Origin of the sequence: Bradyrhizobium sp. S69 (assembly GCF_009766005.1) — a bacterium.
Taxonomy (GTDB): Bacteria; Pseudomonadota; Alphaproteobacteria; order Rhizobiales; family Xanthobacteraceae; genus Bradyrhizobium.
This window is the reverse complement of record NZ_LMUK01000043.1, coordinates 374512-400027: the sequence shown is the minus strand read 5'-3', so window position 1 is coordinate 400027 and position 25516 is coordinate 374512. Positions and strand designations below refer to the sequence as shown.

The following is a 25516-nucleotide window of genomic DNA, read 5'->3' as shown; positions in this document are numbered from 1 at the left end:
CGGAAGCAGACCCAGCGGTTCAGCACCGGTGTGCTGCCAGGACGCTCGACAGGAAGCTGGCACGCGCCAGATCACACACCATCGGTTTGGCGAACGAGGCGCCGAACCATTTACGCGTCACCGAGCCATCGGTGTCGGCCCAGGGGATCGGTGGCAGGTGCGGCAGATAAGATGCATAGGGCAGCACTTTCGCAAGCATTATTCTGCCCGGAAACCGTGCGAGGAAGGCCTTGTTCATTCCGCCGTCCAGTCCGCTGTAGATCGGCGCGGCTGGCACGTTGTCTTGCAGCAATTGCGCGTATTCGAGCTCGTCGGCGCGTTGTTTCTCCAGCGCCCGCCGCGCGATTTGCGGATTGACGACAAAGGCGGGGCATTTACCGGTGGGATTGAACACAAGCGGGGTGTGCGAATTGGGCGGAGGTTGCGAATCGAAGACATAGAGGCGATCGCACACATCTACTTTGGGTTCGAGATGCGTCGTCTCGAAGTGATCGTTGCCGATCTTGAGCATGTTCCAGAAGGCCAGGTTCGGACTGGTTCGATGCCGCGCCAGGTTCGCCGGCGTCAAGCGGAACGGATAGGCCTGGACCTGAAATGACGGCCGGCCACCGAGGAATGAGTCGCGCGCCAGCGCGTAGATCTCGCTGATCTGTTCGTCGGTCATCGCATAGCAACCGCTCGATGAGCAGTCGCCGTGGATCATGAGCAAGCTGCCGTCGCGCTTGTTGGCTTTGTCGAAGCTGTTGGGAAAGCCGGTGTTGATCGCAAGATAGTAGTTGGAGTTGGGATTCATCAGCCCGGGCGTAATCGAATAAAACCCCTCTGGAGTCTGACGGTCGCCCGCCTGCAACTTCGGCCCGAGATCGCCCGACCACCGACAGATCGGATAGGTCTTGAGGATCTGGAAAAGGCCGCTGGTGTCCTGTTTCCAGACTTCGAGCTCCGCCTCTTCCTTGAAAACGCGCATCACGATCGGCGAATATTTCGGCATGTTCTTTTGCCGGAGCAGCGCGAGCAACTCGGCCGGCAGCTCCCTGGTTGCCTTGGCCGGCAACGGATTGCCGGTTTCGCCAAGGCAGGCGACCGGCGTCAACCCCGCGGCAAAGGCCGCCATCAGCACAAGTGCACGGAGTACCGTGGCGCGGATCATTGCTGCACCTCTGGCGTCGAACTCTTCCTGTCTCGATAGCCTGTAGTCGGTGGCTTTCGTAAAGGCAAACCAGGATGGGTGCATCAATCATGAATCTGATGCGCGAGAGTCCTCAAGCTGCGTTGACCTTTGGTGAAGAGCGACACCAATCTGACCGCTGATCGCGGCGAGTTCCCCGCCCGACGGGCAAATCACCTTCGCCCGCTGAATCCTGTCCAGCCCCTGCGCGAAAAATATTCCGCTTTGTTTTTTACCCAACTCAGTTGCTTATTTCTTGCCATCCCGCCCGAGCGAGGGGCGTTTCGCGATCGTCACGAACGTGGGTTGGGATGCGGTGGACGCGACGGTGTCAGGCGCGAGAGGTGGTCGCAGGGCGGGTTTCCCGTGAGCGGCAACCGGGCGCGCAGACGAATGACACAGGTTGCGGACGGCGAAGTCGTGTGGTCCTGACGCCCCTTTGCCGGCGTCAAGTCTTGTGGAGGTGCATCCAGCCCGACCGGGCTCGCGATGTGCCAGCTTCCGCAAGGCGACGGTGTCAACAAAGCCTGGTCGCCGGGGAGAGCACGAAATAAGCCGTTAAAACCGTTGCGCAGGGAAAGCCGGACTGCTTCCGCTGAACCTGTATGCTCGTGTGCGTTTGCTATGTGCATTCTGGCACGCGAGACCGCGGGTGCAGCGCGCACCCGGCTTTCCCTGCTCCCTTTCTTTCGGGGAGTAATGTTCGTGCAAACCTCGGGCGCATCGCGCCGCGAGAAGGCGGCTTCATGTTCGATGCTGACGCAAATCCCCCCGATTGAGACGAAATTCATTATCGAGGCCGCGTATTGGAATCATTTCCCAATTGAAGGGACCAATCGGCATGAAATTGGGATTTTTGCCGTGACCGATGCGGGTAGGCTCGCTTATTCACCAGGCTCGGAAACGCTTCAGATGCCGCTCGTATCCGTCGATCTCGATTCACCGTCAACGCAACGCACGCTTGGCGCCGCCGACAACGCGCTGCTGCGGCGCATCGATCTCACCACGTTGCGATTGTTCATCGCGGTGTGCGAGGAAAAAAACCTGACGCGGGCGGCGGCGCGCGAAGGCATCGCGGCCTCCGCGGTCAGTAAGCGGATGAACGATTTCGAGGTTGCGTTCGGGGTCAGCCTGTTCGAGCGCTTGGCGAAGGGCATGGCGCTGACGCCGGCGGGCGAAGCCCTGCTGCACCACGCTCGCGTCACGCTGCTCAATGTCGAGAAGATCGCGATTGAACTCGCCGAATATTCCAATGGCGTGCGCGGTCATGTCCGCATGCTCGCGAACCTGTCGGCGATCGTGCAGTTCCTGCCCGAGGATCTCTCGGCGTTTTTCCAGGCCCACGGATTGCTGCGGGTCGACCTCCAGGAGCGGCCAAGCGGGCAGGTGGTGCGCGGCATCGAGGAGGGGGCGGCCGAGATCGGCATCTGCTCGGCCGCCGCCGAGACCCGCCGTTTAGAGGGATTCCATTATCGCACCGATCATCTCGTCGTGGTGGTGCGGCCGGATCATCCGCTCGCGGGCCACGATCGGTTGTCATTCGCTGAAACGCTGGATTTCGATCATATCGGCCTGCATGCCGCGAGTTCGATCTACCTGCGCTCGCAATACGCGGCGACGGAGGCGGGCAAGTCGATGCGGCTGCGCATCAACGTGCCGGGGTTCGACGCGGTGTGCCGGATGGTGCAGGCCAATATGGGCATTGGCCTCATTCCGGATCGCGCCTTCGAGGTGATCGGCGCCGGGATGAACCTGCGCGCGATTCCCTTGCGCGACGAATGGGCGCGACGCGAGCTCAAGATCGTGGTCCGCTGCTCGCGCCAGCTATCGACCACCGGGCGCCTGATGCTCGATCATTTGCAGGCGGCGGAGGGTCAGGAGCCGGAAGGGGAAGGCTCAGGCGCCGACACCGCCGCACGGCACCGAGGTTGAAACGCGACAGCATTCTCACCCGGAGAATGGAGCGTTAGCCAACGACCATTAGACGGCCACAACCACACCTGCCAGCAAATCCGAATGGAAAATCGGCTTCGCATATCTTCGGCATGTGCTCGGCATATCCTCGGCATATGTCGTGACGGGTTTTCGAAAGGCAGCAACGCCGTCGAGAGGGAATCGCGAGGTGCAATCGAGGCTGACGTCTCGTTTTGCACTGCAACAAAACCGACAAAATAGCCCCTGCTAAAGGGGCAATGGCATTTGCAGCGGCTTGTCTGTATTGGTGCCGCAGGCAAGGCTGGGGCTGCGTCGAAGCGCACCTCGTTAATATTCGCGCGGGAGGAAACATGCGTAAATTGATTTTGGCTGCGGCATCGGTCGCGGCATTGGCATTGACGGGATTATCGAGCGGCCCGGCGTCGGCGCAAGCGCCGATCGTGATCAAGTTCAGCCACGTCGTCGCCTCCGATACGCCGAAGGGCAAGGCCGCCGACAAGTTCAAGGAACTGGCCGAGAAATACACCGACGGCAAGGTCAAGATCGAGGTCTATCCGAACTCGACGCTCTACAAGGACAAGGAAGAACTCGAAGCCCTGCAACTGGGCGCGGTGCAGATGCTGGCGCCGTCGAACTCCAAGTTCGGGCCGATCGGCATCAAGGAATTCGAGGTGTTCGATCTGCCCTACATCCTGCCCGACCTCAAGACGCTGCGCAAAGTCACCGACGGTCCGCTCGGCGCCCGGCTGCTCAAGCTGCTGGACTCCAAGGGCATGACCGGCCTCGCGTACTGGGACAACGGCTTCAAGCAGATGAGCGCCAACAAGAAGCTGCTGGAGCCGTCGGACTACAAGGGGCTCAAGTTCCGCATCCAGTCATCGAAGGTTCTGGAAGCCCAGTTCCGCACGCTCGGCGCGATCCCGCAGGTGATGGCGTTCTCCGACGTCTATCAGGCGTTGCAGACCGGCGTGGTCGATGGACAGGAAAACACCTGGTCGAACATCTACACCCAGAAGATGCATGAAGTGCAGAAGTTCATGACGACCACCAATCACGGCTATATCGGCTACGTGGTGGTCGTGAACAAGAAGTTCTGGGACGGCCTGCCGGCCGACATCCGGGAACAGTTGACCAAGGCGATGAAGGAAGCCACCGAGTTCGGCAACAATGCATCGGCCAAGGATAATGATGACGCGCTCGATCTGATCAAGAAGTCCGGCAAGAGCGAGATTCTTTCGCTGACGCCTGAGCAGGACGAGGCGATGCGCAAGGCGATGATGCCGGTCTACAAGGACGTGGCGTCGCGGGTCGGTCAGCCCTTGATCGACGAATTCCTCAAGGAAACCGGCCGTAGCCCGATAAACTAGGGCTCTTCCGTCATCCTTCGAGACCCGGGAAGACGTGGCACCTTAAAGGATGACGGTTTTGGTGTGTCCCGCTATCGAGGCACTGAAACTATCTCGGCCGTCATCCCCGGGATGAACGCAATTGCGTTCACCCGTGAGGTGCGAGCTCTTGCGAGCCTCGAAGGATGGCCGCAAGCACAGAGCTGAACACCATCCTTCGAGAAGCGGCGAAGACGCCGCTCCTCAGGATGACGTCGAGTGTGGACAAACGCTGTCATGGTCCGCGGACGGGCTGATCGCGGAACGAGGTACATGGTCGGGCGGCGCTAAGCCGCCCGATTGGGCTAAGGTCTCTTGGGGGGACATGGATGTTGTTACGTATTCTCGACCGGCTTGAGGAATTCATCATCGCCGCGCTAATGGGCGCGGCGACGTTGCTGACCTTCATCACCGTCGTCCATCGCTTCCTGGTCAACATTCCCGTCCTGTACCCGTTCCTGTTTCCGATCCGGCTCGCCTGGTCGCAGGAATTGTGCATCTACATGTTCATCTGGATGGCGAAGTTCGGCGCCGCCTACGGCGTGCGCACCGGCATCCATGTCGGCGTCGACGTGCTGATCAACCGCCTCAACGACACCTGGCGCAAGGGCGTCGTGCTGTTCGGCCTGCTCGGCGGCGCGCTGTTCACCGCCATCGTCGGCAGCATGGGATTAAAATTCGTCGTCGAGCTGATGGGCACCGACCAGGTATCGCCGGACCTCGAACTGCCGAGCTGGATCGTCTACGCCTGCATCCCGCTCGGCTCGTATCTGATGTGCTTCCGCTTCCTCCAGGTCTGCTGGGCCTATTGGCGGACCGGCGAACTGCCGCACCACGACGCCACCAATGTCGACGGCATTGAAGTGACCAGCGCCAAAGCGCCTATCGCGATCGGAGAGGCGTGATGAGCGCGGCCATTATTTTCGGACTGCTGTTTGCCCTGATGCTGACGGGCATGCCGATCTCGATTTCGCTCGGCCTCACGGTGCTGACCTTCCTGTTCACCATGACCGAGGTGCCGATCGAAAGCGTCGGCCTGAAGCTGTTTTCCGGCCTCGACAATTTCGGCATCATGGCGATCCCGTTCTTTATCCTGGCCGGCACCTTCCTGACCCGCGGCGGGGTCGCGCGGCGCATGATCGCGTTCACGACCTCGGTGGTCGGCCATCTCAACGGCGGGCTTGGCCTTGCCGGCGTGGCGGCCTGCGCGATGTTCGCCGCGATCTCCGGATCGAGCGTCGCGACCGTGGTAGCGATCGGCTCGATCATGATGCCGGCGATGGTCGAGCACGGTTATCCGAAGCGGTTCGGCGTCGGCGTGATCTCGACCTCGGGCGCGCTCGGCATCCTGGTGCCGCCGTCGATCATCCTGGTGCTGTATGGCGTCTCCACCAACACCTCAATCGGTGCGCTGTTCATGGCCGGCATCGTTCCCGGCATCCTGCTGGCGCTGATGCTGGCGGCGGTCACCTGGTTCATCGCCAAGCGCAACAATTACCCACGCATGGTGAAGGCGACCTTCAGCCAGCAGGTCCTGGCGTTCCGCGAGAGTTTCTGGGGCCTGGCGCTGATCGCGATCGTGCTCGGCGGCATCTATGGCGGCGTTTTCACGCCGACCGAGGCCGCCGCGGTCGCCGCGGTCTACGCCTTCTTCATCACCGTGTTCGTCTACAAGGAACTCAAGCTCAGCGAGGTGCCGAAGGTTCTGCTGCAGGCCGCGTCGATGAGTTCGATGCTGCTCTACATCATCACCAATGCGGTGCTGTTCTCGTTCCTGATGACCCATGAGCAGATCCCGCAGGAGATGGCAGCGTGGATCATCGACAAGAATCTCGGCGTCTGGACCTTCCTGCTGGTGGTGAACCTCATTCTGCTCGCCGCCGGCAATGTCATGGATCCGTCGTCGATCCTTTTGATCATGGCGCCGATCCTGTATCCGCTCGCCACCAAGCTCGGCGTCAATCCGGTGCATCTCGGCGTGCTGATGATCGTGAACACCGAAGTCGGATTGTGTCATCCGCCTGTCGGGCTTAACCTCTATATCACCAGCGGCATAGCCAAGATGGGCATCAGCGAGATCACGGTCGCGGTGCTGCCGTGGCTGTGCGCGATGCTGATTTTCCTCGGGCTGATCACCTATATTCCCGAGATTTCGTTGTGGCTGCCGCGGCTGCTCGGCATGATCTGAAATATTTGGAATAGATTAATGAGTGTTCAGTTTCGCCTGGAGCATGGATAATCTCTAAAAGCCTTGATTACATCTTGGCAAGACGGACTACTCTTTCCAAACTGTAAGTTGATCGGACGCGAAAGGACGCTCATCCTTGATCCACCTTGCAAAGGAGGTTCGTATGAAGAAAGTTCTGCTCGCCGGCGTTGCCGCACTCGCGATCGCCGGTACCACCGTGGTCTATGCCCAGCACCGTCCGTGGTTCGAGCATATGCGCATGAACCCCGAGGACAGGGCGGCTTTTGCCGATGCCCGCATCGCTGCCGTGCATGCCGGCCTCAAGCTCACGCCGGACCAGGAAAAGCTGTGGCCGCCGCTCGAGGCCGCGGTGCGGGATTTCGCCAAACAGCGGATCGATCGCGCCAATGCCCGTATGACGGCCAAGCCGGATGATGCGCAAAAGGCGGACGATCCGGTGGCGCGCCTGCGCGAGCGCGCCGACAATATGACGGCCTCGGGTGCTGCGCTGAAGAAGATCGCGGACGCGGCCGACCCGCTCTACAAGACGCTGGACGAGGGCCAGAAGCGCCGCCTCAAGGTCCTGACCCATATGGAACATCGGGCCGACGGCGAGGGCTGGCGGCACCGTGAATTCGAGCGGGATCGCGACGGCGGGGAGCGGGACCGCGGCTATGACCGGGATGGCGGCCAAGGCCGGGACCAGGGCAAGGATCAAGGCCGGGACCATGGCAACCGGGGCGGCCCCGAGCGGCTTTGACGACACGGCCGGGCTCACTTCCCAAACCCCTGAAAAGCCGCCGGAATCCGGCGGCTTTTTGGCGATCGACGGATCCCCGTCAGGGCCGGGAAAACTCCGTCGGTTTGCTGGACATCGGGGAATCGCTTTGCTAAACGACGCCCTCTTGCGAAGGCTTTCCCGGCCAGTTCCGGGCGCATAGCTCAGTTGGTAGAGCAGATGACTCTTAATCATCGGGTCCCAGGTTCGAGCCCTGGTGCGCCCACCAAGCCCTTCAAGCACTTAAGCTCACTCTGGGAATCTCATTCCGGCAGGTGGGTCGGCGGGCGTTGCGACGCTTGGTCTGAGCTGTAGCCACAACGCCTCCGCAACCGTGTGATCGAGTTGTTCGACTTCCTTCAAATCGACCGGGCCCATTTCCTCGGCCTGTCGTTGGGCGGATTCGTAGGCCAGTGGCTGGGCATCTATGCGCCTGACCGCTTCGAGCGCCTCATTCTTTCCAACACCTCGTCCTATCTCGCCTCGGAACTGCCCTTCGATGAGCAGATCCGCACGGTCCTGGCCGCCAAGGACATGACGGCCATCGCAGACGGGTCATGCACAACTGGTTTCCCGCCTCGATGCTGGCTGGACCAAACCAGATCGTCGATGCGTTTCGCGCCATGGTGCTGACTACTCCCCCGAAGGGACTGGCGGGATGCTATGCCGCCCTGCGTGACACGGATCTTCGCCGGACGATCTCGCTCATCACGGCGCCGACGCTGGTCATCGGCGGCGAAGACGATACCGTGACGCGAGCCAGTCACAGCGAAGCCATCGCTGCAACAATCCCGCGCGCCGCCCTTACGCTGCTTCCTGGTGTCCACATCCTGAACATCGAGCAGCCAAAGCGATTCCTGCGCGCCGTCTTGTGCTTTCTGCAATCTGATTAGCGATGGCTGCAGGCTGGCAGCGGATTTTGCTCCGCCGTTGGGAGGTTCGATTCCGACGGCCCCCGGGCGCGGTACCGGATTTGACCTTGTCGCTCCCTGATGTATTCTCCAGCGAAAGGCCAAGCCATGAAATTTGCAGCCGTGAATTTTAGGTGGTCCTATGCAATGGTCGACAAAGGCGATTGAGGCGGATCGGCCCTTCGGAAGTTGGGCGGAGGATTTAGCCGACGCTTTCGTTCAGCTCGAACCGCGGAAAATCGCCGAGCAGCCCTTCCACGGGATGATCTCGCGAGCCGACGTCGCGTCGATCCAGATTTCCCACGTCGAGGCGACAAAGCACGTGGTGATGCGGTTGCGTTCGCACATCGCGCGAAGCATCGGTGATGTCTACTTTGTCAATCTCCAACTCGATGGTGTTGGTCGCTATACCCAGCGCGGCCATGTGCAGGTCTGCGGCCCCGGAGACCTTGCCGTCGTCGACACCACCGAGCCTTTCGAAATCGCGAATTGCAGGAATTTCAGCTTGTTTTGCTTTGCGGTGCCGCGACAGCTATTGCCAAAAACTCTGGCAGAGCGGCCGCGGTTCAGGCTCTCCGCGACCGAGGCCGGCCGCGCGTTGTCCCGGACTCTGGCGGGACATGCGGAGCTTTGTCTTCGTTCGGAGCAAAACTCGGGAATCTCGACCTTCGGCGCTCAACATGTCGTTGACCTGATATCGCATGCGCCCGGCATTTTGGAAGAACGACCGCCGGAGCGGGCGGGTCTGTCCGTCATGCTGTCGATGATGCTCGACCATATCGATCGCCATGCGGAGGACCCCGAGCTGAGTGCGGTCGGGCTGGCGCTCAAGTTCCACTGCTCGCAACGATACGTGCATAAGCTGTTCTCAACGACGGGGCGCTCGGTCGGAGAACACATCAACGGACGGCGTATCCTGGTTTGTACCCGGAATTTGCTGGATCACGCGCATCGCCACGCGACCATCGCGGAGATCGCATTTAACGCCGGTTTCCGGGACATTTCGTATTTCAACAGGCTGTTCAAGCGCAGCAGCGGCCTGGCGCCGCGGGAATTTCGACGTTCGATGAGCCCGGCCGATAGTACACGGTAGGCTAAGAAATCGGTTCACCACCGTCCAAGACTTTCTCTCATGAGCAAGTTAGTCCTCAGCTGAACGCGGCCGGACGCCGCCGAAGATGAGGAAGCTTTCAATCGTGATTGATTTTACGCTCACGGCGCAACAGCGCGATCTGCAGCTTACCTCCCGCAAATTTGCCAAGGAGGTGCTCAGCGGGGCCAAGGCGGCCGAGTCGTTGCCAACGCCGGAACAGCGCTTTCTAGCGACCAAGCCGATCTACGAGGCGATGGTGGCGGCCGGCTATTTGCGCAAATGCATCCCGGCGCCGGCCGGTGGCGAGAATGCCGGCATGATAGACATGGCGATCCTCGCGGAAGAATTTTACAGCGTGAACGCGAGTGTGACGCTGACGATGCTGGGCACCGTGCTCGGCCTGTTGCCGCTTCTGCTCGGCGGCACGCCAGACCAGTGTATGCGGCTGCTCGGACCGTTTCTCAAGACAAGCGGCGCGCCGCTCGCCGGCTTCTGCTTCAGCGAACCTGGAGGAAGCGCCAATGCGGCATCGCCTGCCCCGGGCGAGGGCGTTCGTACCACGGCGAGGCGAGAAGGCGACGACTGGATCATAAACGGCCGCAAGAAATGGGTGTCGTCGGCCACGGGCTGGAATCGCGAAGGCGCTAACCTTCTCTGCGTGGTGTGCCGAACCGATCCGGTGGCAGCACCCGACGCCGCGATCTCCATCATTGCGGTTGAAGGACCGGTATCGGGCCTTGTATTCGAGCGGGCGATCGACACGCTCGGTCATCGGGCGCATCTCGTACCGGAATTCAGCTTCCAGAACGTCGCGACACCCCACCACAATCTGCTCGGGCAGGAGGGGTCAGGGCTCGCGCTGACGGCTGGGGCATTCACGGGCACCGCGGCACTCGTGGGTATCTTCGGCGTCGCGTTGATGCGCGCCGCGTTCGAATCCGCGCTGCATTTTGCGCGTACGGAAAAGCGTGGCGGCGTTCACCCGATCATCGAGCACCAGGCGGTCGGATACGCCTTGGCCGATGCGAAGACCACGATCGAAGCGGCGCGCTATCTCAGCTGGCGCGCCTGCCATGCGCTCGACACCCAGTCGCCGTCGGCCGAGGAACTCGCGGTTCAGGCAAAGATTTTCGGTTCCGAAGCTGCGGTGCGTGTGATCACCGATCTCATGCGCGTGGTCGGCATCGACAGCTATGATCATGCGGCTCCGTTCGCTGGTCTGCTGCAGGATGCACTCGCGCTGCCGATCTTCGACGGCGGCAATATGGGTATCAGGCGGCGCCAGTTGCATACGCTGTTCAAGCGAAGCGATTATGATCCGCTTGCCGCGAGCGGAGCGGCGTAGTGGCCGTTGATTTTCGACTTACCGTGCGCCAACGCGAACTGCAGCTTCATTCCCGCCAGTTCGCCAGGGAAGTGCTTGCTTCGGCTTTGGGGGCCGAGAAGCTGCCGACCGCGGAGCAACGGTTCGCCGCGACCAAACCTGCTTACGAAGCCATGATAGCAGCCGGTTTTCTTCGCAAATGCATTCCTCTCTCGGCCGGGGGAGAGAGCTCCGGTCTGATCGATACGGCGATCATGGTCGAGGAGCTCTACGCGGTGAATGCCAGCATTACCCTGACTTTGATTGGAACGCTCCTTGGATTGTTGCCGCTCCTGATCGGCGGTTCGCAGAAGCAGAAGAGCCGGTTGCTGCCGCAGTTCCTCAAAGAGGCTGGAGCGCCGTTGGCGGGGTTTTGCGCCACCGAGCCTGGCGGCAGCGCCAATGCTGGCTCGCCTCCGCCAGGCGAAGGCGTTCGTACCATGGCGGCACTTCGGGGCGACGAATGGATCATCGAAGGTCGAAAAAGCTGGGTTTCTTCGGCCACCGGTTGGGATCGCAAGGGGGCCGACCTTCTAACGGTACTGTGCCGAACCGATTCTGATGCGCCTGCCGAACGGGGTATCTCGGTGATGATCGTGGAGCGCCCGGCGTCGGGGCTGATCTTCGAGCGTGCGATCGAGTCAGCGGGGCACCGTGCCCACCTGTTGCCGGTGTTCAATCTTAGGAGTGTCAGCGTAGCCGCAGACAATGTCTTGGGCAGCCTCGGCGGCGGTCTTGCGCTGACGGCGGCCTGCTTCACCGGCGCGGCAGCCCTGGTCGGAATCTTCGCCGTGGCGCTGATGCGGGCGGCGTTCGAGTTCACGCTCGGCTTCGCGCGCACCGAAAGGCGAGGCGGCGTTCACCCCATCATTGAGCATCAAGCCGTCGGATACGCGTTGGCGGACGCCAAGATGGCGATCGAAGCGACACGTTGCTTGAGCTGGCGGGCATGCCAGGCGGTGGATGTGCAATCGCCCGCTGCGCAGGAACTGGCGATCGAGGCGAAAATTTATGGTTCGGAAACGGCCGTGCGGGTGCTGACGGATCTGATGCGGGTCGTCGGAATAGAGAGCTACGATCATGCTCTGCCGTTGGGGCGTCTGCTGCAGGATGCGCTGGCGCTTCCGCTGTTTGGCGGCGGCAACATCGGTGTCCGGCGTCGGCAACTCCACGCGATCCTGAAACAACCGGCGTACGATCCGCTGATGACTGGCGGCGAGGCGGAAGTCTGAGCAAATGCGAAGCATCGTTGAAAGGGGTGAATCATGAGCACAGAGCAGAAAGTCGTCGTCATCACCGGAGCATCTCAGGGGATCGGTGCGGGTATTCTCCAGGCGTTCAGGGATCGCAATTACCGGGTCGTTGCGACATCGCGGTCGATCAAGCCGGCCGCTGACAAGGATGTCGTGACCGTCCAGGGCGACATCGGTGCCGCCGACACGGCCGAGAGGGTGTTCAAAACGGCGATCGAGAAGTTCGGCCGTGTCGACACGCTGGTCAACAACGCCGGTATCTTCATGGCGAAGCCATTCACGCTCTATTCGCCGGAAGACTATGCGCTCTACATCGCGACAAACGTGACAGGCTTTTTCCACATGACTCAGCGGGCCCTGGAAGTGATGGGCAAGCAGGGACGCGGGCACGTCGTCTCGATCACAACGAGCCTTGTCGACCAGCCGATGAGCAGTGTCCCGTCCGTATTGGCCTCTCTCACAAAGGGAGCGATAGCGGCTGCAACGCGATCGCTGGCCATCGAGTATGCGAAGACCGGCATTCGCGTCAATTCGGTGTCGCCCGGAATCGTCAAGACGCCGATGCATCCCGCGGAAGCATATCAGGCGTTGGCGGCGCTGCATCCAATGGGTCGGATGGGAGATATCTCCGACATCGTGGAAGCGATACTCTACCTGGACGGCGCGGAGTTTGTTACCGGGGAGATCCTTCACGTCGACGGCGGGCAGGCTGCCGGCCACCACATCGTGCAGGGCGCCTAAGACGGGGACGGCTCGGTTGAGTTCGGCCCGGCGGCGCTCGTGATCGCGGCAGGCCGGGCAACGTTCAGTGTGCGCCGTCAGCTGTCTTCGCAACTGCGAACGAATAGAAGCGGAATGACATGGGCGTGGCCCGCTCGGAACCTTGACCGCACTGCGCGGTAGGCGGCCATGCGGCAGCCACATGTTTCCTTGTATGGCCTCAAAGGCTACGAAGGTTGACGGCGGCCGGCGGCTGCAGCAACAATCCGACATCCAAGCTCGTGGAACTTGATCGCAAACGATCATTCGAGAAATCGAGATCGCATGCGAAACAGTCAGCGTGGCAGGCTGCGTTGCCACGCCAAAAACGAGCCTTGACCTTCGGGAGGAAACACATTGTCGGCATCTGACTTCGAGATATTGGACGAGCGTTTTGCGAGGTTGCCCTGCACAACGGCGACGATCCACAAGCTGTTCGACAAATGCGACTGGGCGGAAGGGCCGGCTTATTTTCCGGCCGGGCGCTATCTGGTGTGGTCCGATATTCCCAATAATCGCATGCTGCGCTTTGACGAGACCAACGGCGTGGTCAGCGTGTTCCGCAATCCCTCGAACAATTCCAACGGCAATACCGTGGATCGGCAAGGCCGGCTGGTGACCTGCGAGCACGGCACGCGCCGCGTCACCCGGACCGAGCACGACGGCACGATCACGGTGCTGGCCGACAATTATCGAGGTAAGCGGCTCAACAGTCCCAACGACGTCGTCGTGAAATCCGATGGATCAATCTGGTTTACCGATCCCACCTATGGCATCGATTCCGATTATGAGGGCAACAAGGCAGATAGCGAGATCGGCGCCTCCCACGTCTACCGCATCGATCCCCATTCGGCGGAGATCAGCGTGGTCTGCGATGATTTTGTAAAGCCCAACGGTCTGGCCTTCTCGCTCGACGAGAGCCTGCTGTATGTTGTCGATACCGGCCGCACCCACGGTGCGCAACATCCGGCCCATATGCGCGTCTTCAACGTCGAACCTTCGGGGCGACTGTCCGGCGGCCGTGTCTTTGCCGACAGCACCAAAGGCCTTTTCGACGGCTTCAGATTCGATACCGAGGGGCGGATCTGGACCTCGGCCGCCGACGGCGTGCACGTCTATGATCCCGATGGCACGCTGATCGGCAAGATCCTGATCCCCGAGGTCGTCGCCAATGTCTGCTTCGGCGGCCCGAAGCGCGACCGCCTGTTCATCTGCGCCACCACCTCGCTCTATTCTGTCCGACTCTTCGTGAACGGTGCCAAAACCTTCTAGGCTAAAAAGACCTTCTAGCTCAAAAGACTTTCTAGCTCAAAACGGGTTCCAGGCTGCGCGGCAGGGGCGTGTCCCAAAAGGGATACGTCTCAAAACCGTCATGCAGGCCTGTGGGTGGTCTTTCCAAATCGATTGAAGGTATCCTGGTTGACACTGGGGAAATTCAACGTTGTTATCGCGCGAGCGATGACACAAAAAAATTCGCGATCGAAAAAAGATCGGAATACAGGGAGGACGACCATGCGATCGATACGATTTGCGTTGCTGGCGACGGCTGCCACTTTTGCGGGCTCGGTGGTGCAAGCGCAAGCCGAAACCAAGGACATGAGGATCGCCTTCTCCAATAACTACGCCGGCAATTCGTGGCGCCAGGCCATGCTGAAGTCGTATGACGCCGAAACCAAGAAGGCCGTCGCCGACAAGATCGTTGGTGCTGCCGACGTCTTTACGACGGCCGACAAGGAAGTGCCGACCCAGGCGGCTCAGATCCAGAATTTGATTCTGCAGGGCTATAACGCCATCGTGATCAACGCGGCGTCACCTGACGCGCTGAACGGCGCGGTCAAGCAAGCCTGTGACGCCGGCATCGTGGTTGTCTCGTTCGACGGCATCGTCACCGAACCCTGCGCTTACCGGGTGACGGTCGATTACAAGGATTTGGCCGAGAAGGAGGTCGATTATCTGGCTCAGCGTCTTCCCAAAGGTGGCAACCTGCTCGAGATCCGCGGTCTTGCCGGCACGTCCATCGACGACGATTTCCACAACGGTATTCTCGCAGGGCTCAAGAAACATCCGGAGTTCAAGGTCGTGAACGCGGTTGAAGGCGACTGGGACGAAACCACCGCCCAGAAAGCCGTTTCAACCGTATTGCCGTCCTTGCCGGAAATCGTAGGCGTGGTCGATCAGGGTGGCGATGGTTACGGCGCAGCCCAGGCCTTCAAGACCGCTGGACGGCCAACGCCCATCATCATCCTCGGCAATCGTCAGGATGAGTTGGCGTGGTGGAAGGAACAGAAGGACGCCAGTGGCTACGAGACCTGGTCAGCCTCCAGCGCGCCGGGTGTCTCGACCTTGGCGTTTTGGGTGGCCCAGCAGGTGCTCGATGGCCGCAAGGACATCCCGCATGATCTGGTTGATCCCTATTTGGCGTTCACCCAGAAGACGCTCGATGCAGCCTTGCCCAAGATCCCGGTTGGGGGCGTGGCGAGCATTGAATACAGCCTCGACGATGCCAAGCAAATCATCAACGCCAATTTGAAGAAATAGCCTCTCGATCCGAAATCCAGATCTTTTGGTCCCGGATCGGCGTGCGGCTTCGCGTTGCCGGTCCGGGATGAAGCACGCTTGGCCATCTCCGGTCAGTCCCAGCATCGGAAATATCCCACCCAAGATGTCTATACCTAAGCTCGTCATGCCCGGGCTTGTCCCGGGCATCCACGTCTTTTGGCGTCGGCTGTAAGAAAGACGTGGATGGCCGGGACAAGCCCGGCCATGATGAAAAATGAACCATTTTCAAACATTTAGAAACAGCCTTAAAATACTGGCTGCATTTTCGGTCAGGCTCTAAGATGTCCCAGTCCCCCGTTGTTATCCAGGTCGAGGGCGTAGCGAAGAGCTTTGGCGCGGTCCGGGCGCTTGACGGTGTCGACCTCGCCATCGCGACGCACGAATGCGTCGGCCTGATCGGCCATAACGGCGCCGGCAAGTCGACCTTGATGCATGTGCTGGCGGGCACGCTGACGCCCGACAAAGCGGCGATCCAGGTCAATGGCGACGCGCAGCCGGGCTACGGCATCGAACTCGCGCACAAGCTCGGCATCCGCTGTGTGTTCCAGGAACTGTCGCTCTGTCCCAATCTGACCGTGGCCGAGAACGCGCGGATCCTGCATCCCGCGCTGCGCGGCTTCGGCTGGCGGCGGCGCGCCGGCGCCCTGATTAAAGCCAAGCTCGACGAGGTGTTTCCCGGGCACGGCCTCTCCGCCGATGCGGTGGTGAGCGATCTGGCCATCGGCCAGCGGCAGATGATCGAGATCGCGCGCGCCTTTACGGTGACGTCGGAACCGCTTCGTCTCGTCATCCTGGATGAGCCGACGTCCTCGCTCGACGGCCATACCGCCGCCCAGCTCTTTGCCTTCATCCGGCGCAGCGTCGAGGCGGGGCTGAGCTGCATCCTGATCTCTCATCTTCTCGGCGAAATCCTCGGCACCTCGGATCGGGTGGTGGTGATGCGCGATGGCCGCGTCGTCACCAGCGGCCCCACCGCAAGCTTCGATCGCAACAAGCTCGTCGCCGCCATGGGTGGCGCCGAAGCCCACTCGGGTGCGGTTACGGCGGCGACCCCATCGACCGGGCTGGTCAGGGTACGGATTCGCCCCAAGCGGCAGCCGGACGGACGCGAACTGGTAGCCCGGGAGGGTGAGGTGATCGGGCTTGCCGGCCTCGCGGGCCATGGCCAGACCGACTTGCTGCTGGCGGTGTTCGACGCGGCCGGGCAACTCAAGTCCGGTCAAGCGGAAGTGACGGAGCCGGTAGCGCTGGTGGCCGGCGACCGGCAGAGCGACGGCGTGTTTCCGCTGTGGTCGATCGCCGAGAACATCGGGGTGGGCTCGCTCAAGAATTTACGCCGCGGATTGCTGATTTCCGAGGCTGCGGAGGATGAGCTGGCGGCGCAATGGCAAAAGCGCATCAACATCCGCACCCCCGACATGCGCCATTCGATCCTGTCGCTGTCCGGCGGCAATCAGCAGAAGGCGCTGTTCGCCCGCGCCCTCGGTTCGGATGCCCGTATCGTGCTGATGGACGATCCGATGCGAGGGGTCGATATCGGCACCAAGCTCGACGTCTACGATCTGGTTCGGGGCGAAGCCCGGGCCGGCCGGACCTTTCTCTGGTACACGACCGAAATGGATGAACTCAGTTACTGCGATCGCGTCTACGTGTTCCGCAACGGCGTGATCGCGGCCGACCTCATGCGCAGCGAAGTGAGCGAGGACAGCGTCATCGGCGCCTCCTTCGCGGAGGTCGGGTGAGCGTGCAGTCACAGGTCGCGCCGACGTCGATCGGCATGTCGCGTCTTCATGATGGACGCCGTCTGTTGCGGGCCGTGCTGCCGGCGCTGTCGCTGGCGCTGATTATTTTGGCGATCTGGGCGCTGAATCCCCGCGCCATCAGCTATTTCGGCCTGACGCTGATGCTCAGTCTGGCGGTGCCGGTCGCGCTCGCGACGGTGGGCCAGATGATGGTGATGGCGGTCAACGACCTCGATCTGTCGATCGGCAGCTTCGTCGGCCTGGTCGGCTGCGTCACGGCGACCTGGCTGCGCGATGAGCCCCTCATTGGCGTGCTGATCCTTGTAGGCCTGGTGCTGGCCTATATGTTGGTCGGCGCGATGATCCATTTGCGCAACCTGCCGTCCATCGTGGTGACGCTCGGCATGTTCTTTGTCTGGCAAGGCCTCGCCATTTTGGTGTTGCCGAAACCTGGCGGCCATGCGCCCGATTGGCTTCATGGCCTGATGGCCGTGAAGACGCCCTTGGTGCCGTTCCCGATCGTGGCCGCTCTGGTGATCGGGATCGTGGCCTATGTCGGGCTGATGCGAACGTCCTATGGCGTGATATTGCGCGGCGCCGGTGGCAATCCCGTGGCGGTGTCGCGTGCCGGATGGTCGCTGTTGCGCGGCAAGATGATCATGTTTGGGCTCGCGGGCTTCTGTGGCGTCCTGGCCGGCATGGCGCTGATCGGGTTGACCACCTCGGCCGATGCCAATCTCGCCAACGGTTACACGCTGCTCTCGATCGCGGGCGTCATCCTCGGCGGCGGCGAATTCGTCGGCGGGCGGGTGTCGCCGATCGGGGCGGTGATCGGGGCGCTGACCCTGACGCTAGCGGGATCCTTGTTGAACTTCATGCATATCTCGCCGGACTGGCAAGTTGCCGGGCAGGGCGCAATCCTGATCGTCGTGCTGGCCGCCCGCACCCTGATCAACCGCGCCGGAGTTTCCGCATGACCGGAAGCCGGATCAAGCTTCTCGCCCAGCCTTTGTTTTCGCAACCCTGGCTGTGGTCCTTTGTCGGGGCCGTGTCGGTGTGGATCGCGGCGATCACCTACACCGGCGGCTACGGCGCCGGCGGCATGGTGTCGGCGACCATCGCGCTCGCCGCCTTCTCGGCGATCGTCGGCATTGCGCAAATGTTCGTCGTGACTCTTGGGCCGGGCAATGTCGACCTGTCGCTCCCGGCCAATATCGGGTTGGCCAGTGCGGTCGCGATGAAGGTGATGGGCGGCGACGACAGCATGATCGCCGCGGGGCTAGCGGCCGCCATCGCGTCCGGAGTGGGGATTGGCCTCGCCAATTATCTCTTGATCCGGCTTTTGCGCATTCCGCCGATCATCGCCACGTTGTCGGCGAGCTTTGTCATCCAGTCGATCGGCATCAGCTATGGTCGGGGACTTCAAGTGAAGCCGCCGCCGGGCTTCGCGGCCGCGACCAGCGATCAGGTCGGCGGCATCTCGCTGCTGGCCATCGCGGCCGTAGCATTCAGCGTGCTGATCGGACTGCTTCTGCACCGTACCGCGTTCGGGCGCTCGGTTGCCGCGATCGGGCAGAACGCGCGGGCCGCGCGCCTCGCCGGCCTCCCGGTCGAACGCGTGCGCCTGATGACCTATGCGCTGAGCGGCGCGCTTGGCGGACTATGCGGCGCGTTGCTGGCGGGCTATTTCCGCGGCTCCTCGCTCGATATCGGCAACGAATATCTGCTCACTTCGATCGCGGTCGTGGTGATCGGGGGTACCTCGGTTGCGGGCGGCAAGGCCAATGTCACGGGGGTCTGGGGCGCCTCGCTGTTCCTGGTGATGTTGCTGACCATGCTCAACACCTTCGGCGTCAGCGCCGGCGTGCGGCTGCTGGTGACCGGCCTCGTCATTATCGCCGTGATCGTCGCCGCCGGAGGGCCGCGCAACACCCGATAGCGCAGAGCCTCAACAGGCTGCTTCAACAGTTCGCCTGGGACTATCGAAAAATTCCGCTGATCCTGGCCCACAACGAGTTGCCGGTTTGCGCGGCATCATGCCTTGAAGAACTCGGCTGACTCGCGCTCGGCGGGTCCGAAGCGGGAAAAGACCCAACGAGACCCGACAGCAGCCTGTCATGCGTCTTTTTGTCTTCTGCCGCGGCCTTCGCCGGATCCGCCGCATGCCGGTCGTGGGGCGCGGGGTCAAATTTTTCAGCCATGGCCAATCCTCCATTTGCAGCGTCTTCGCCCTCGCGCTGCCGTTCTCTCGCGACACACGTTTCAATTATTTTTCCGGCTTGTGCTGCCTATCAAGCGGCATCACGGATTTGTCGCTGTTCGGCATCGCGTCTCGGCCCTGATCTCCATTGGCGTCGCTTCCGCCTGATGTCGACGTGCCGCTGCCGCTCTTGTTCGGAGCCATTCCTGTCGTATCGGAGGAGCCTTTCGAGCTCGCCGAACTCGCGGCCGGCCGCGGCGTCCCGGGACCTCCTGGGCTGCTTTGAGCGAACGCCAACGGGCCGGATACCAGGAAAGCCATTGCCACGGTGATTGCGGTGAGTTTCATGTGTGGAACTTCCTTTGACAGCCTGACAAAGGCAAACGGCAAAGCCGCTGCGATGTTCCAACGCCAAGAGTAATCGCCATGGAAAGTGAGCGGGGGATAGAGCTGCCGCGATGTCTTGGGAGACGCCGTCAGTCGATCCCGCGGCCAAGCTTGTCCAGAACAGCATCCATTTGCTGCGCCACGATGGCCGCGGAGCGTTCATCCATGTGGGCGGCATCCACCCAGCGCAGGCTCGGCACGGGATAATCCAGTTGCGGCCACTGTTCCGGATTTGGAAACGCGCGGTGCACCAGGGTTCGCGCGGTTACGGCGAAATGCGAGTTACCCAGATTTCCAGGATAAGGCAGTTCATAAAAGTAAACCCTGCATCCGCGCGCCTGCAAAATCGACACCAGGCGCGCCATCGTTTGGGTGTTGTCAGCCATTGCGCTGTCGAAATTCGAGCGGGCATATTCCGCCGCCGCCTGCTCCACCGAAGTCGAGATGTCGTAGGTCGCGGGAGCCGAATTTCGAAGCGCGGCAACATTTTCGGATTTATATTTGATCCAATAATAGACGAATGAAATCACCGCCCGGTAAGGCCGGAACCACTGAAAAGAGGCGGCGTCGATCTTGCCGAATTTTTCGATCAGCTCGGATTCCGCCGCCCGGGACATGATGTTGGTTTCGACCAGCACGACATGCGGGACCGAGGGATAGCTTGCGAGTATCGCAAGTCCGGTCAACGGCGACCCGCCCGATATCGAGACATTGCGCAGGCGTGTTCTGAAATACCCCTCATAGATTCGAAAGGTCATCGAACTCCCGACCAGCGCGATGTCGGGCGTTCGCTCCAGGGCGTACCGGCTCAGCGCCGGAAAACGCCGGTCATCGTAGACCCGCGGATACAGGCTCGAAAGATTGAGCAGCACCGGCGTCATCATTGCGACGATCGCCAGCGCGATCGCGATCAGGATGGTGCTGGCTGTGCGGCGCATCGCGGCTCACCATCGATCTCCGCGCGTCAGCGAAGAGAAAGCCCCGTCGCCGCCTCGAGTTCGCGGATCGCTTGCGGCGCATTGAGTACCTTGATGGTGGTCATGCCCATCTCGCGCGCGGGTTTCAGGTTGACGCCGAGGTCGTCGAGATAGACGCAGCGTTTGGGGTCGACCGCCAATGCCTCGATCATCATGCCGTAGATGCGTGGATCTGGTTTGCGCAGGCCGATCTTGGCGGATTCGATCACATGATCGAACAGCGCCATCACTTCGGCGACATAGAGCGACCGGCCGCCCTGGCTGCCGATGCTGTTGGCCGGAAGGTTGTTGGTGATGCAGCCGGTCTTGAATTTGGCCTTGACGCGCCGCAGCGCCTCGACCATCTCCGGCCGCAAATCCCCCGATAGCAGCGGCAACACGTCCTTGCCGCGGACCTCGGCGCCCAGCGCCAGTGACTCGGCCGCGAACAACCGGTCGAAGGTTTCGATGTCGACCTCGGCGCGCTCGAATTTGGCCCAGGCGTTCTCCCAATGGTTCGCCGCATTGGTGCGCCGGATGATATCGGCGGGCAGCCCGCGTTCGCTCTCGAACCGGGCAAAAGCCTCGAACGGCGACGTCGTCAGCACGCCGCCAAAATCCCAGATCACAGCCTCGATCATCATTCCCCGCCGACCCAAACCAACCCTATCAAGATCGCCTAACATGGCGGCGAGGGCCGGACCAGTGCAGATACGTGCCTCGATCGCTTTGAGCGTCGCGCTGTCGATGACCCGCCGGCGAGTTCCGCAGTCGCCGACGAGTAGCCTGGTCGCATCAATCTGCGAGACTTCATTGGCGGATCAGGCGAACTACATCCTGCCGCAAGAGATACAGCGAGACCGCCAGCAGCACGACGTCCTTCATCAGGAAGGGGACGTTACCCGTCATGGCGGGGAATCCTCCCGCGGCCACATCCCAGCCTTCCGGCATGACCGGAATGATCGTGACTGTCGCGATGAAGGTGCCGGTCGAGCCGAGGGCCCCGAGAACGCCGAGCCGCTTGTGCCAGAAGCCGGCGAGCAACAGGATTCCGAAGGTCCACTCCGAGGTGCCCAGGAAATAGCTGGCGCCGGCATGGCCAAAGACGGGATACAGCCACCAGATCAGCGGACCGTTGCTGATGAACGGCACCAGTCGTTCGAACTCGTAGGGGAACCACTTTTGGTATCCGAAGAAGAGAAACATGATCACCATGGCGCCTCGGACGACATGGTAGTCGAGATCGTCCGCCAGCAGGCCGGACCTGGTGAGCGCGCGGACGAGCCGATTTTGCATGGTGTTGGTCGTCGTGGTCATGGTCGTGATCCTTTCATTTGAGGGTTTGATGGGGCGTGGTCGCTTCACGCGACCGGCGGGAAATCGATCTCGGTGTCGTTGATGCGGTTGAAGACGTTGGTGAAGACGGTGGTCGCAAAAGCCAGGCTGACGTCGACCAATTGCGCGTCGGTGTAGCCGGCGGCCTTGATCGCGGCGAAGTCGGCGTCGCTGACGGTGCCGCTCGATGCCGCGAGTTTGCGGACGAAACGGATTAGCGCGTCGCGTTTGTCGTCGCCGGTCGGCAGCCGATCTCGGATCCTCTTCAGCTCTTCCGGCTTCAAGCCAGCGAGCTTGCCAAGCAGGCTGTGCGCGGCCACGCAGTAATCGCAGCCGGCTACGCCGGAGATCACGAGCTTGATGGTTTCCTGGTCACGCTTCGACAGCGGGCCGGCGGCAAGCACGCTGTCGGCGAGCAGGACGGCTTTGAGCGCATCCGGCCGATAGGCGCCGATCGCGGCAAAGATGTTCGGCACGCTGCCGACCGCCTTCTTGATCTGGTCGTAGATTTCGGCGGTCGCGCCGGTTGCGGATTCGATACCGGGGACGGAAAGACGGGACATGTTGGCACTCCTTGCTGTGGGTTGGTGAATGATTGCGGAGTGAGGATAGGATCCGGGATCGATACCTTGAATACGTATTTTGCTCGAATATATGCTACATCGTCTCACGTCGGACGTATTCAGGAGGCTGCGATGGATTGGCTGAGCCGGCTGTTGGAAATGATGCCCGTGCGCGGGCGGCTCGACCTGCGCTGCTCCTACGGCACGCCATGGCGGATCGAGCAGGGGCCTGGCGAGGCCAACGAAATTCCGTATCACGCCGTGCTTGCCGGCTCGGCGATACTGGAAGATCGGGCGGGCGGCCGACCGCTGCGGCTGAACCCGGGCGACATCCTGCTGCTCCCCGGCAATCCTCGTCACGTCATGCACGACGGCGGCGGGGCCGCGCCGCTGCCGGCCCGCAACCGTGCGTCGCTCAACTTTACGATCAGCGAAAATCCTGGCTCAGAGCAGCGACTCGATCTGCTATGCGGACACCTCGCGGTCGCTTCCCCGCACGATCGCCTGCTGCGCAGCTACTTGCCGCAGCGCTTGGTCGTGCATGCCGGCACACACGCGGAACAGAAGGATACGGCTGCCCAACTCGCTGGCCTGGTCTCCCTGATGCGCAGCGAAACCGCAGACGATCATCTCGGCGGCCTTGCGATGCTGAACGCACTGTCGACCGCGATGTTTGCGCTGGTGCTGCGGCTTGCCAGCGAGACGGACGACGCGCCCCGCGGCCTGCTTGCGTTGGCCGGTCATCCGCGCCTTGCGCCCGCGGTGGCCGCATTGTTCAACGAGCCCGCGCGCGCATGGTCGCTGCCCGAACTTGCGCGCTTGTGCAATATGTCGCGGGCCACCCTCGCGCGGCAGTTCCAGGAGAAACTCGGGCGCTCGGCCAGCGATCTCCTGACCGATATCCGGATGGCGCTTGCGGCGAATGAACTGAGGAAATCTTCGCTTTCGACCGGCGCGGTCGCGGAGGCGGTCGGGTATCAATCCGAAGCGGCGTTCCAGCGTGCCTTCAAGAGCCACATGGGCGTTACGCCAGCGCAGTGGCGCAAAATCGAGGAGCCGTCCGGCCGCGATATCTTCGCAAGACCCGCCGCCGTCCAATCATCGGAGAACAACGCCGCCAAATAGCGCGGCCCGTGCTACTCGCGTTTTTCCAGTCGCGGATGCGATCCTTCGGTGAGGCGGAAGCGGGACAACACGTCGGCACGAATGGCGCTGCGCAGGATCTTGCCGATCGCATTGCGTGGCAGTTCGTCGAACGCCAGCATCAGGCGAGGACGTTTGTAGTCGGTGATGTCCCGCATCACGGCATCGATGCGCTGCTCCCAGCCCGGAGACGGGCGCTCGATCGCCGCCAGGATGACCTCACCCCAATAGTCCGAGGGGATGCCGACAATGGCGACTTCCGACGGTTGCAGCGCCGGCGCCAGCATCCGTTCGACTTCTTCCGGCGTGATCTTGTAGCCGCCCGACTTGATGACGTCGGCGGTGCGGCCGGTGAGGTGCAGCCGTCCCTCGGGATCGACATAGCCGAGATCGCCGGTGTCGTGGAATTCGCCGGGGGCCAGCGGACTAAAGCCATCGGCGGTAAGGTATCCCGCCATCAGATGTTGCGCGCGGATCATGACCTCGCCGTCATCGCCCGCCGCCGCCGGCGTGCCGTCCTCGCCGCGAATGACGATCTCGACGCCCGCCGCCGGCCAGCCGACGCAGGCATCGCCGCCGCCGGACGCATACCAGGCCTCGGTCTCGTCAGCCTCCAGCACGGTGATGGGATTGAACACTTCGCTTTTGCCGTAGGTGACCCGCACCACCGGGCCGAAGATCGCTTTGGCGCGGGCGTAGAGTGTCGGTTTCAGAGCCGCCGTGCCGCAGAATATCGTGCGCAACGAGGAGAACCGGCGCTCGCCCGCCGCGGCCACGATCTTTGCCAGCACGGTTGGCGGCGCAAACATGGCACCGCATTCGCCGCGCTCGAGAAGGCCCAGCACCGTCGGAGGATCGACGCCATCGAGCAGCGTCACCGAGCCGCCCGACGACAGATAGGCATGCGTCGTCAGCGAGGCGCCGTGGGAATACGGTGTCATCAGAAGAATGCGGCCGCCGGCATCGGGCCGAAATGGCAGGCTGGCGCGCAGCAGGACATTGGCGGTCCAGCGGCCGTTCTGGCTGTGAACCGCGCCCTTCGGCCGACCGGTTGTTCCCGACGTGAAAACGATGCGCGCCGCTGCGTCGCCGTCGACAAGAGGAAAAGCGGCGGGATCGAGCGGCGTCTGCGCTATGTGGTCGATGTACAATATCGTTCGGCCGTCGGCGATCAGATCGTCGGCCAATCCCGCGCTGGTGATCACCACCCGCGCATCGGAAATCGTCAGGCAATGCACCTTCTCGGCCGTGCTGAGCGCCGGGTTAAGCGGCACTTCCACCGCACCCGTCATCATGACGCCGAAGTTGGCCGCGACGGCGTCGGCGCCGTTGCGAAACAGCGTGGCGATCTTGTCGCCGGGACCGACGCCCGCGTTCATCACGGCATGTCCGACACCGGCCGCCTTCGCTAATAGTTGTGCATAGGAAACGGTGCCGTCCTTGTCCGCGACAGCCGGCCTTTCGCCATAGTGCTGCGCCAGAGCACCGAATTCGGAAGCCCAATGGATGGATGTCAACAACGCCTCCACACCTCAAATCGTCATCGAACCGCGACCCCGATCCGGTTCATAAAATCCGGTTAGCTAATCAGCGTGCGAGCGGCGACACGTCGGAGATCGTCGCCGGGCACCAATACTGTCAAAACCCCGATACCCCGGCCGTCATCCCGGCCGGCCCTGACGGCGCGCCTTCGCGGCACCGCGGATGCGGAAAGGTGGGCCGCCGTGGAAGCCATTCGACATGAGTGAAACGTTTCATTTCCTGCCCATTTCCTCTATTCCAAGCTTCCCAGACCATC

At 61.9% G+C, this 25516-nt stretch carries 24 protein-coding genes, 1 tRNA gene and 1 pseudogene; 19 read left to right on the top strand and 7 right to left on the bottom strand.

Going from position 1 to position 25516, the window contains the following annotated elements:
- Positions 1 to 19 precede the first annotated feature (19 nt).
- Positions 20 to 1150 carry a L,D-transpeptidase family protein gene (locus GSQ88_RS24240; RefSeq protein WP_159010270.1) on the bottom strand — a complete coding sequence of 377 codons (1131 nt, stop codon included), beginning with the start codon at positions 1148 to 1150 and terminating at the stop codon, positions 20 to 22.
- 930 nt (positions 1151 to 2080) lie between these two features.
- Here GSQ88_RS24240 and GSQ88_RS24235 point away from each other — a divergent pair.
- From GSQ88_RS24235 to GSQ88_RS24160, 18 genes and pseudogenes are all read left to right on the top strand, one after another.
- Positions 2081 to 3100, top strand: coding sequence for a LysR family transcriptional regulator (locus GSQ88_RS24235; protein ID WP_159010269.1), 1020 nt, complete (start codon positions 2081 to 2083; stop codon positions 3098 to 3100).
- Between the two features lie 353 nt (positions 3101 to 3453).
- Complete coding sequence (locus tag GSQ88_RS24230; RefSeq protein ID WP_159010268.1) at positions 3454 to 4470, top strand: TRAP transporter substrate-binding protein; 1017 nt, start codon at positions 3454 to 3456, stop codon at positions 4468 to 4470.
- A gap of 347 nt (positions 4471 to 4817) precedes the next feature.
- Positions 4818 to 5393 carry a TRAP transporter small permease gene (locus GSQ88_RS24225; RefSeq protein ID WP_159010267.1) on the top strand — a complete coding sequence of 192 codons (576 nt, stop codon included), beginning with the start codon at positions 4818 to 4820 and terminating at the stop codon, positions 5391 to 5393.
- Positions 5393 to 6676, top strand: a complete 1284-nt coding sequence (locus GSQ88_RS24220; protein ID WP_159010266.1) for a TRAP transporter large permease — start codon at positions 5393 to 5395, stop codon at positions 6674 to 6676. Before GSQ88_RS24225 ends, GSQ88_RS24220 begins: the two co-directional genes overlap by 1 nt.
- 163 nt (positions 6677 to 6839) lie before the next feature.
- The gene (locus GSQ88_RS24215; RefSeq protein ID WP_159010265.1) at positions 6840 to 7436 is read left to right on the top strand and encodes a Spy/CpxP family protein refolding chaperone; all 597 of its coding nucleotides are present in this window, start codon (positions 6840 to 6842) and stop codon (positions 7434 to 7436) included.
- A gap of 171 nt (positions 7437 to 7607) precedes the next feature.
- Positions 7608 to 7683, top strand: a tRNA-Lys gene (locus tag GSQ88_RS24210).
- A gap of 116 nt (positions 7684 to 7799) precedes the next feature.
- Positions 7800 to 8087 (top strand): alpha/beta fold hydrolase, encoded by a 288-nt coding sequence (locus GSQ88_RS35330; RefSeq protein WP_210253877.1) that lies wholly within the window; start codon positions 7800 to 7802, stop codon positions 8085 to 8087.
- Complete coding sequence (locus GSQ88_RS35325) at positions 8012 to 8347, top strand: alpha/beta fold hydrolase (RefSeq protein WP_210253876.1); 336 nt, start codon at positions 8012 to 8014, stop codon at positions 8345 to 8347. The genes GSQ88_RS35330 and GSQ88_RS35325 overlap by 76 nt, the downstream gene beginning before the upstream one ends.
- 160 nt (positions 8348 to 8507) lie before the next feature.
- Positions 8508 to 9008: pseudogene (locus tag GSQ88_RS36220) on the top strand (cupin domain-containing protein); the annotation flags it as partial.
- Positions 9009 to 9119: 111 nt separating this feature from the next.
- Complete coding sequence (locus GSQ88_RS35790; protein WP_246784972.1) at positions 9120 to 9458, top strand: helix-turn-helix transcriptional regulator; 339 nt, start codon at positions 9120 to 9122, stop codon at positions 9456 to 9458.
- 85 nt (positions 9459 to 9543) lie between these two features.
- Complete coding sequence (locus tag GSQ88_RS24195; RefSeq protein WP_246784971.1) at positions 9544 to 10803, top strand: acyl-CoA dehydrogenase family protein; 1260 nt, start codon at positions 9544 to 9546, stop codon at positions 10801 to 10803.
- Entirely contained in the window at positions 10803 to 12053 is a 1251-nt protein-coding gene (locus tag GSQ88_RS24190; RefSeq protein ID WP_159010263.1) for an acyl-CoA dehydrogenase family protein, read from the top strand. Before GSQ88_RS24195 ends, GSQ88_RS24190 begins: the two co-directional genes overlap by 1 nt.
- Positions 12054 to 12086: 33 nt before the next feature.
- Complete coding sequence (locus tag GSQ88_RS24185) at positions 12087 to 12815, top strand: SDR family NAD(P)-dependent oxidoreductase (RefSeq protein WP_159010262.1); 729 nt, start codon at positions 12087 to 12089, stop codon at positions 12813 to 12815.
- A 375-nt stretch (positions 12816 to 13190) separates the two neighbouring features.
- Positions 13191 to 14105 (top strand): SMP-30/gluconolactonase/LRE family protein, encoded by a 915-nt coding sequence (locus GSQ88_RS24180; protein WP_159010261.1) that lies wholly within the window; start codon positions 13191 to 13193, stop codon positions 14103 to 14105.
- A 240-nt stretch (positions 14106 to 14345) separates the two neighbouring features.
- The gene (locus GSQ88_RS24175; protein WP_159010260.1) at positions 14346 to 15371 is read left to right on the top strand and encodes an ABC transporter substrate-binding protein; all 1026 of its coding nucleotides are present in this window, start codon (positions 14346 to 14348) and stop codon (positions 15369 to 15371) included.
- A gap of 302 nt (positions 15372 to 15673) precedes the next feature.
- Positions 15674 to 17134, top strand: a complete 1461-nt coding sequence (locus GSQ88_RS24170) for a sugar ABC transporter ATP-binding protein (RefSeq protein WP_159010259.1) — start codon at positions 15674 to 15676, stop codon at positions 17132 to 17134.
- Positions 17135 to 17169: 35 nt separating this feature from the next.
- Positions 17170 to 18111, top strand: coding sequence for an ABC transporter permease (locus GSQ88_RS24165; protein WP_159010392.1), 942 nt, complete (start codon positions 17170 to 17172; stop codon positions 18109 to 18111).
- Complete coding sequence (locus GSQ88_RS24160; protein WP_159010258.1) at positions 18108 to 19073, top strand: ABC transporter permease; 966 nt, start codon at positions 18108 to 18110, stop codon at positions 19071 to 19073. Before GSQ88_RS24165 ends, GSQ88_RS24160 begins: the two co-directional genes overlap by 4 nt.
- A 327-nt stretch (positions 19074 to 19400) precedes the next feature.
- Here the strand turns inward: GSQ88_RS24160 and GSQ88_RS24150 are convergent, their stop codons facing one another.
- From GSQ88_RS24150 to GSQ88_RS24130, 5 genes are all read right to left on the bottom strand, one after another.
- Positions 19401 to 19682: a hypothetical protein gene (locus GSQ88_RS24150; protein ID WP_159010256.1), complete on the bottom strand. Its 282-nt coding sequence runs from the start codon at positions 19680 to 19682 to the stop codon at positions 19401 to 19403.
- 128 nt (positions 19683 to 19810) lie between these two features.
- Complete coding sequence (locus GSQ88_RS24145) at positions 19811 to 20659, bottom strand: hypothetical protein (RefSeq protein WP_159010255.1); 849 nt, start codon at positions 20657 to 20659, stop codon at positions 19811 to 19813.
- 26 nt (positions 20660 to 20685) lie between these two features.
- Entirely contained in the window at positions 20686 to 21321 is a 636-nt protein-coding gene (locus tag GSQ88_RS24140) for an HAD-IA family hydrolase (protein WP_159010254.1), read from the bottom strand.
- Between the two features lie 166 nt (positions 21322 to 21487).
- The gene (locus GSQ88_RS24135; protein ID WP_159010253.1) at positions 21488 to 21994 is read right to left on the bottom strand and encodes a YkgB family protein; all 507 of its coding nucleotides are present in this window, start codon (positions 21992 to 21994) and stop codon (positions 21488 to 21490) included.
- A 44-nt stretch (positions 21995 to 22038) separates the two neighbouring features.
- Positions 22039 to 22575, bottom strand: a complete 537-nt coding sequence (locus GSQ88_RS24130) for a carboxymuconolactone decarboxylase family protein (protein ID WP_159010252.1) — start codon at positions 22573 to 22575, stop codon at positions 22039 to 22041.
- Positions 22576 to 22707: 132 nt separating this feature from the next.
- Here GSQ88_RS24130 and GSQ88_RS24125 point away from each other — a divergent pair, with 132 nt between their 5' ends.
- Complete coding sequence (locus GSQ88_RS24125; protein ID WP_159010251.1) at positions 22708 to 23700, top strand: AraC family transcriptional regulator; 993 nt, start codon at positions 22708 to 22710, stop codon at positions 23698 to 23700.
- An 11-nt stretch (positions 23701 to 23711) separates the two neighbouring features.
- On the opposite strand, the gene GSQ88_RS24120 is transcribed toward GSQ88_RS24125, so the two are convergent.
- Positions 23712 to 25235, bottom strand: coding sequence for a class I adenylate-forming enzyme family protein (locus tag GSQ88_RS24120; RefSeq protein ID WP_246784970.1), 1524 nt, complete (start codon positions 25233 to 25235; stop codon positions 23712 to 23714).
- Positions 25236 to 25516 lie beyond the last annotated feature (281 nt).

Bases quoted from the DNA above. Each gene is read 5' to 3' on its own strand.
- GSQ88_RS24130 (WP_159010252.1), bottom strand. From the start codon at position 22,575: ATGTCCCGTCTTTCCGTCCCCGGTATCGAATCCGCAACCGGCGCGACC.
- GSQ88_RS24175 (WP_159010260.1), top strand. From the start codon at position 14,346: ATGCGATCGATACGATTTGCGTTGCTGGCGACGGCTGCCACTTTTGCG.
- GSQ88_RS24140 (WP_159010254.1), bottom strand. From the start codon at position 21,321: ATGATGATCGAGGCTGTGATCTGGGATTTTGGCGGCGTGCTGACGACG.
- GSQ88_RS24240 (WP_159010270.1), bottom strand. From the start codon at position 1,150: ATGATCCGCGCCACGGTACTCCGTGCACTTGTGCTGATGGCGGCCTTT.
- GSQ88_RS24145 (WP_159010255.1), bottom strand. From the start codon at position 20,659: ATGCGCCGCACAGCCAGCACCATCCTGATCGCGATCGCGCTGGCGATC.
- GSQ88_RS24215 (WP_159010265.1), top strand. From the start codon at position 6,840: ATGAAGAAAGTTCTGCTCGCCGGCGTTGCCGCACTCGCGATCGCCGGT.
- GSQ88_RS24195 (WP_246784971.1), top strand. From the start codon at position 9,544: ATGAGGAAGCTTTCAATCGTGATTGATTTTACGCTCACGGCGCAACAG.
- GSQ88_RS24160 (WP_159010258.1), top strand. From the start codon at position 18,108: ATGACCGGAAGCCGGATCAAGCTTCTCGCCCAGCCTTTGTTTTCGCAA.
- GSQ88_RS24165 (WP_159010392.1), top strand. From the start codon at position 17,170: ATGTCGCGTCTTCATGATGGACGCCGTCTGTTGCGGGCCGTGCTGCCG.
- GSQ88_RS24220 (WP_159010266.1), top strand. From the start codon at position 5,393: ATGAGCGCGGCCATTATTTTCGGACTGCTGTTTGCCCTGATGCTGACG.
- GSQ88_RS24170 (WP_159010259.1), top strand. From the start codon at position 15,674: ATGTCCCAGTCCCCCGTTGTTATCCAGGTCGAGGGCGTAGCGAAGAGC.
- GSQ88_RS24125 (WP_159010251.1), top strand. From the start codon at position 22,708: ATGGATTGGCTGAGCCGGCTGTTGGAAATGATGCCCGTGCGCGGGCGG.
- GSQ88_RS24235 (WP_159010269.1), top strand. From the start codon at position 2,081: ATGCCGCTCGTATCCGTCGATCTCGATTCACCGTCAACGCAACGCACG.
- GSQ88_RS24185 (WP_159010262.1), top strand. From the start codon at position 12,087: ATGAGCACAGAGCAGAAAGTCGTCGTCATCACCGGAGCATCTCAGGGG.
- GSQ88_RS35790 (WP_246784972.1), top strand. From the start codon at position 9,120: ATGCTGTCGATGATGCTCGACCATATCGATCGCCATGCGGAGGACCCC.
- GSQ88_RS24135 (WP_159010253.1), bottom strand. From the start codon at position 21,994: ATGACCACGACGACCAACACCATGCAAAATCGGCTCGTCCGCGCGCTC.
- GSQ88_RS24150 (WP_159010256.1), bottom strand. From the start codon at position 19,682: ATGAAACTCACCGCAATCACCGTGGCAATGGCTTTCCTGGTATCCGGC.
- GSQ88_RS35325 (WP_210253876.1), top strand. From the start codon at position 8,012: ATGCACAACTGGTTTCCCGCCTCGATGCTGGCTGGACCAAACCAGATC.
- GSQ88_RS24225 (WP_159010267.1), top strand. From the start codon at position 4,818: ATGTTGTTACGTATTCTCGACCGGCTTGAGGAATTCATCATCGCCGCG.
- GSQ88_RS24230 (WP_159010268.1), top strand. From the start codon at position 3,454: ATGCGTAAATTGATTTTGGCTGCGGCATCGGTCGCGGCATTGGCATTG.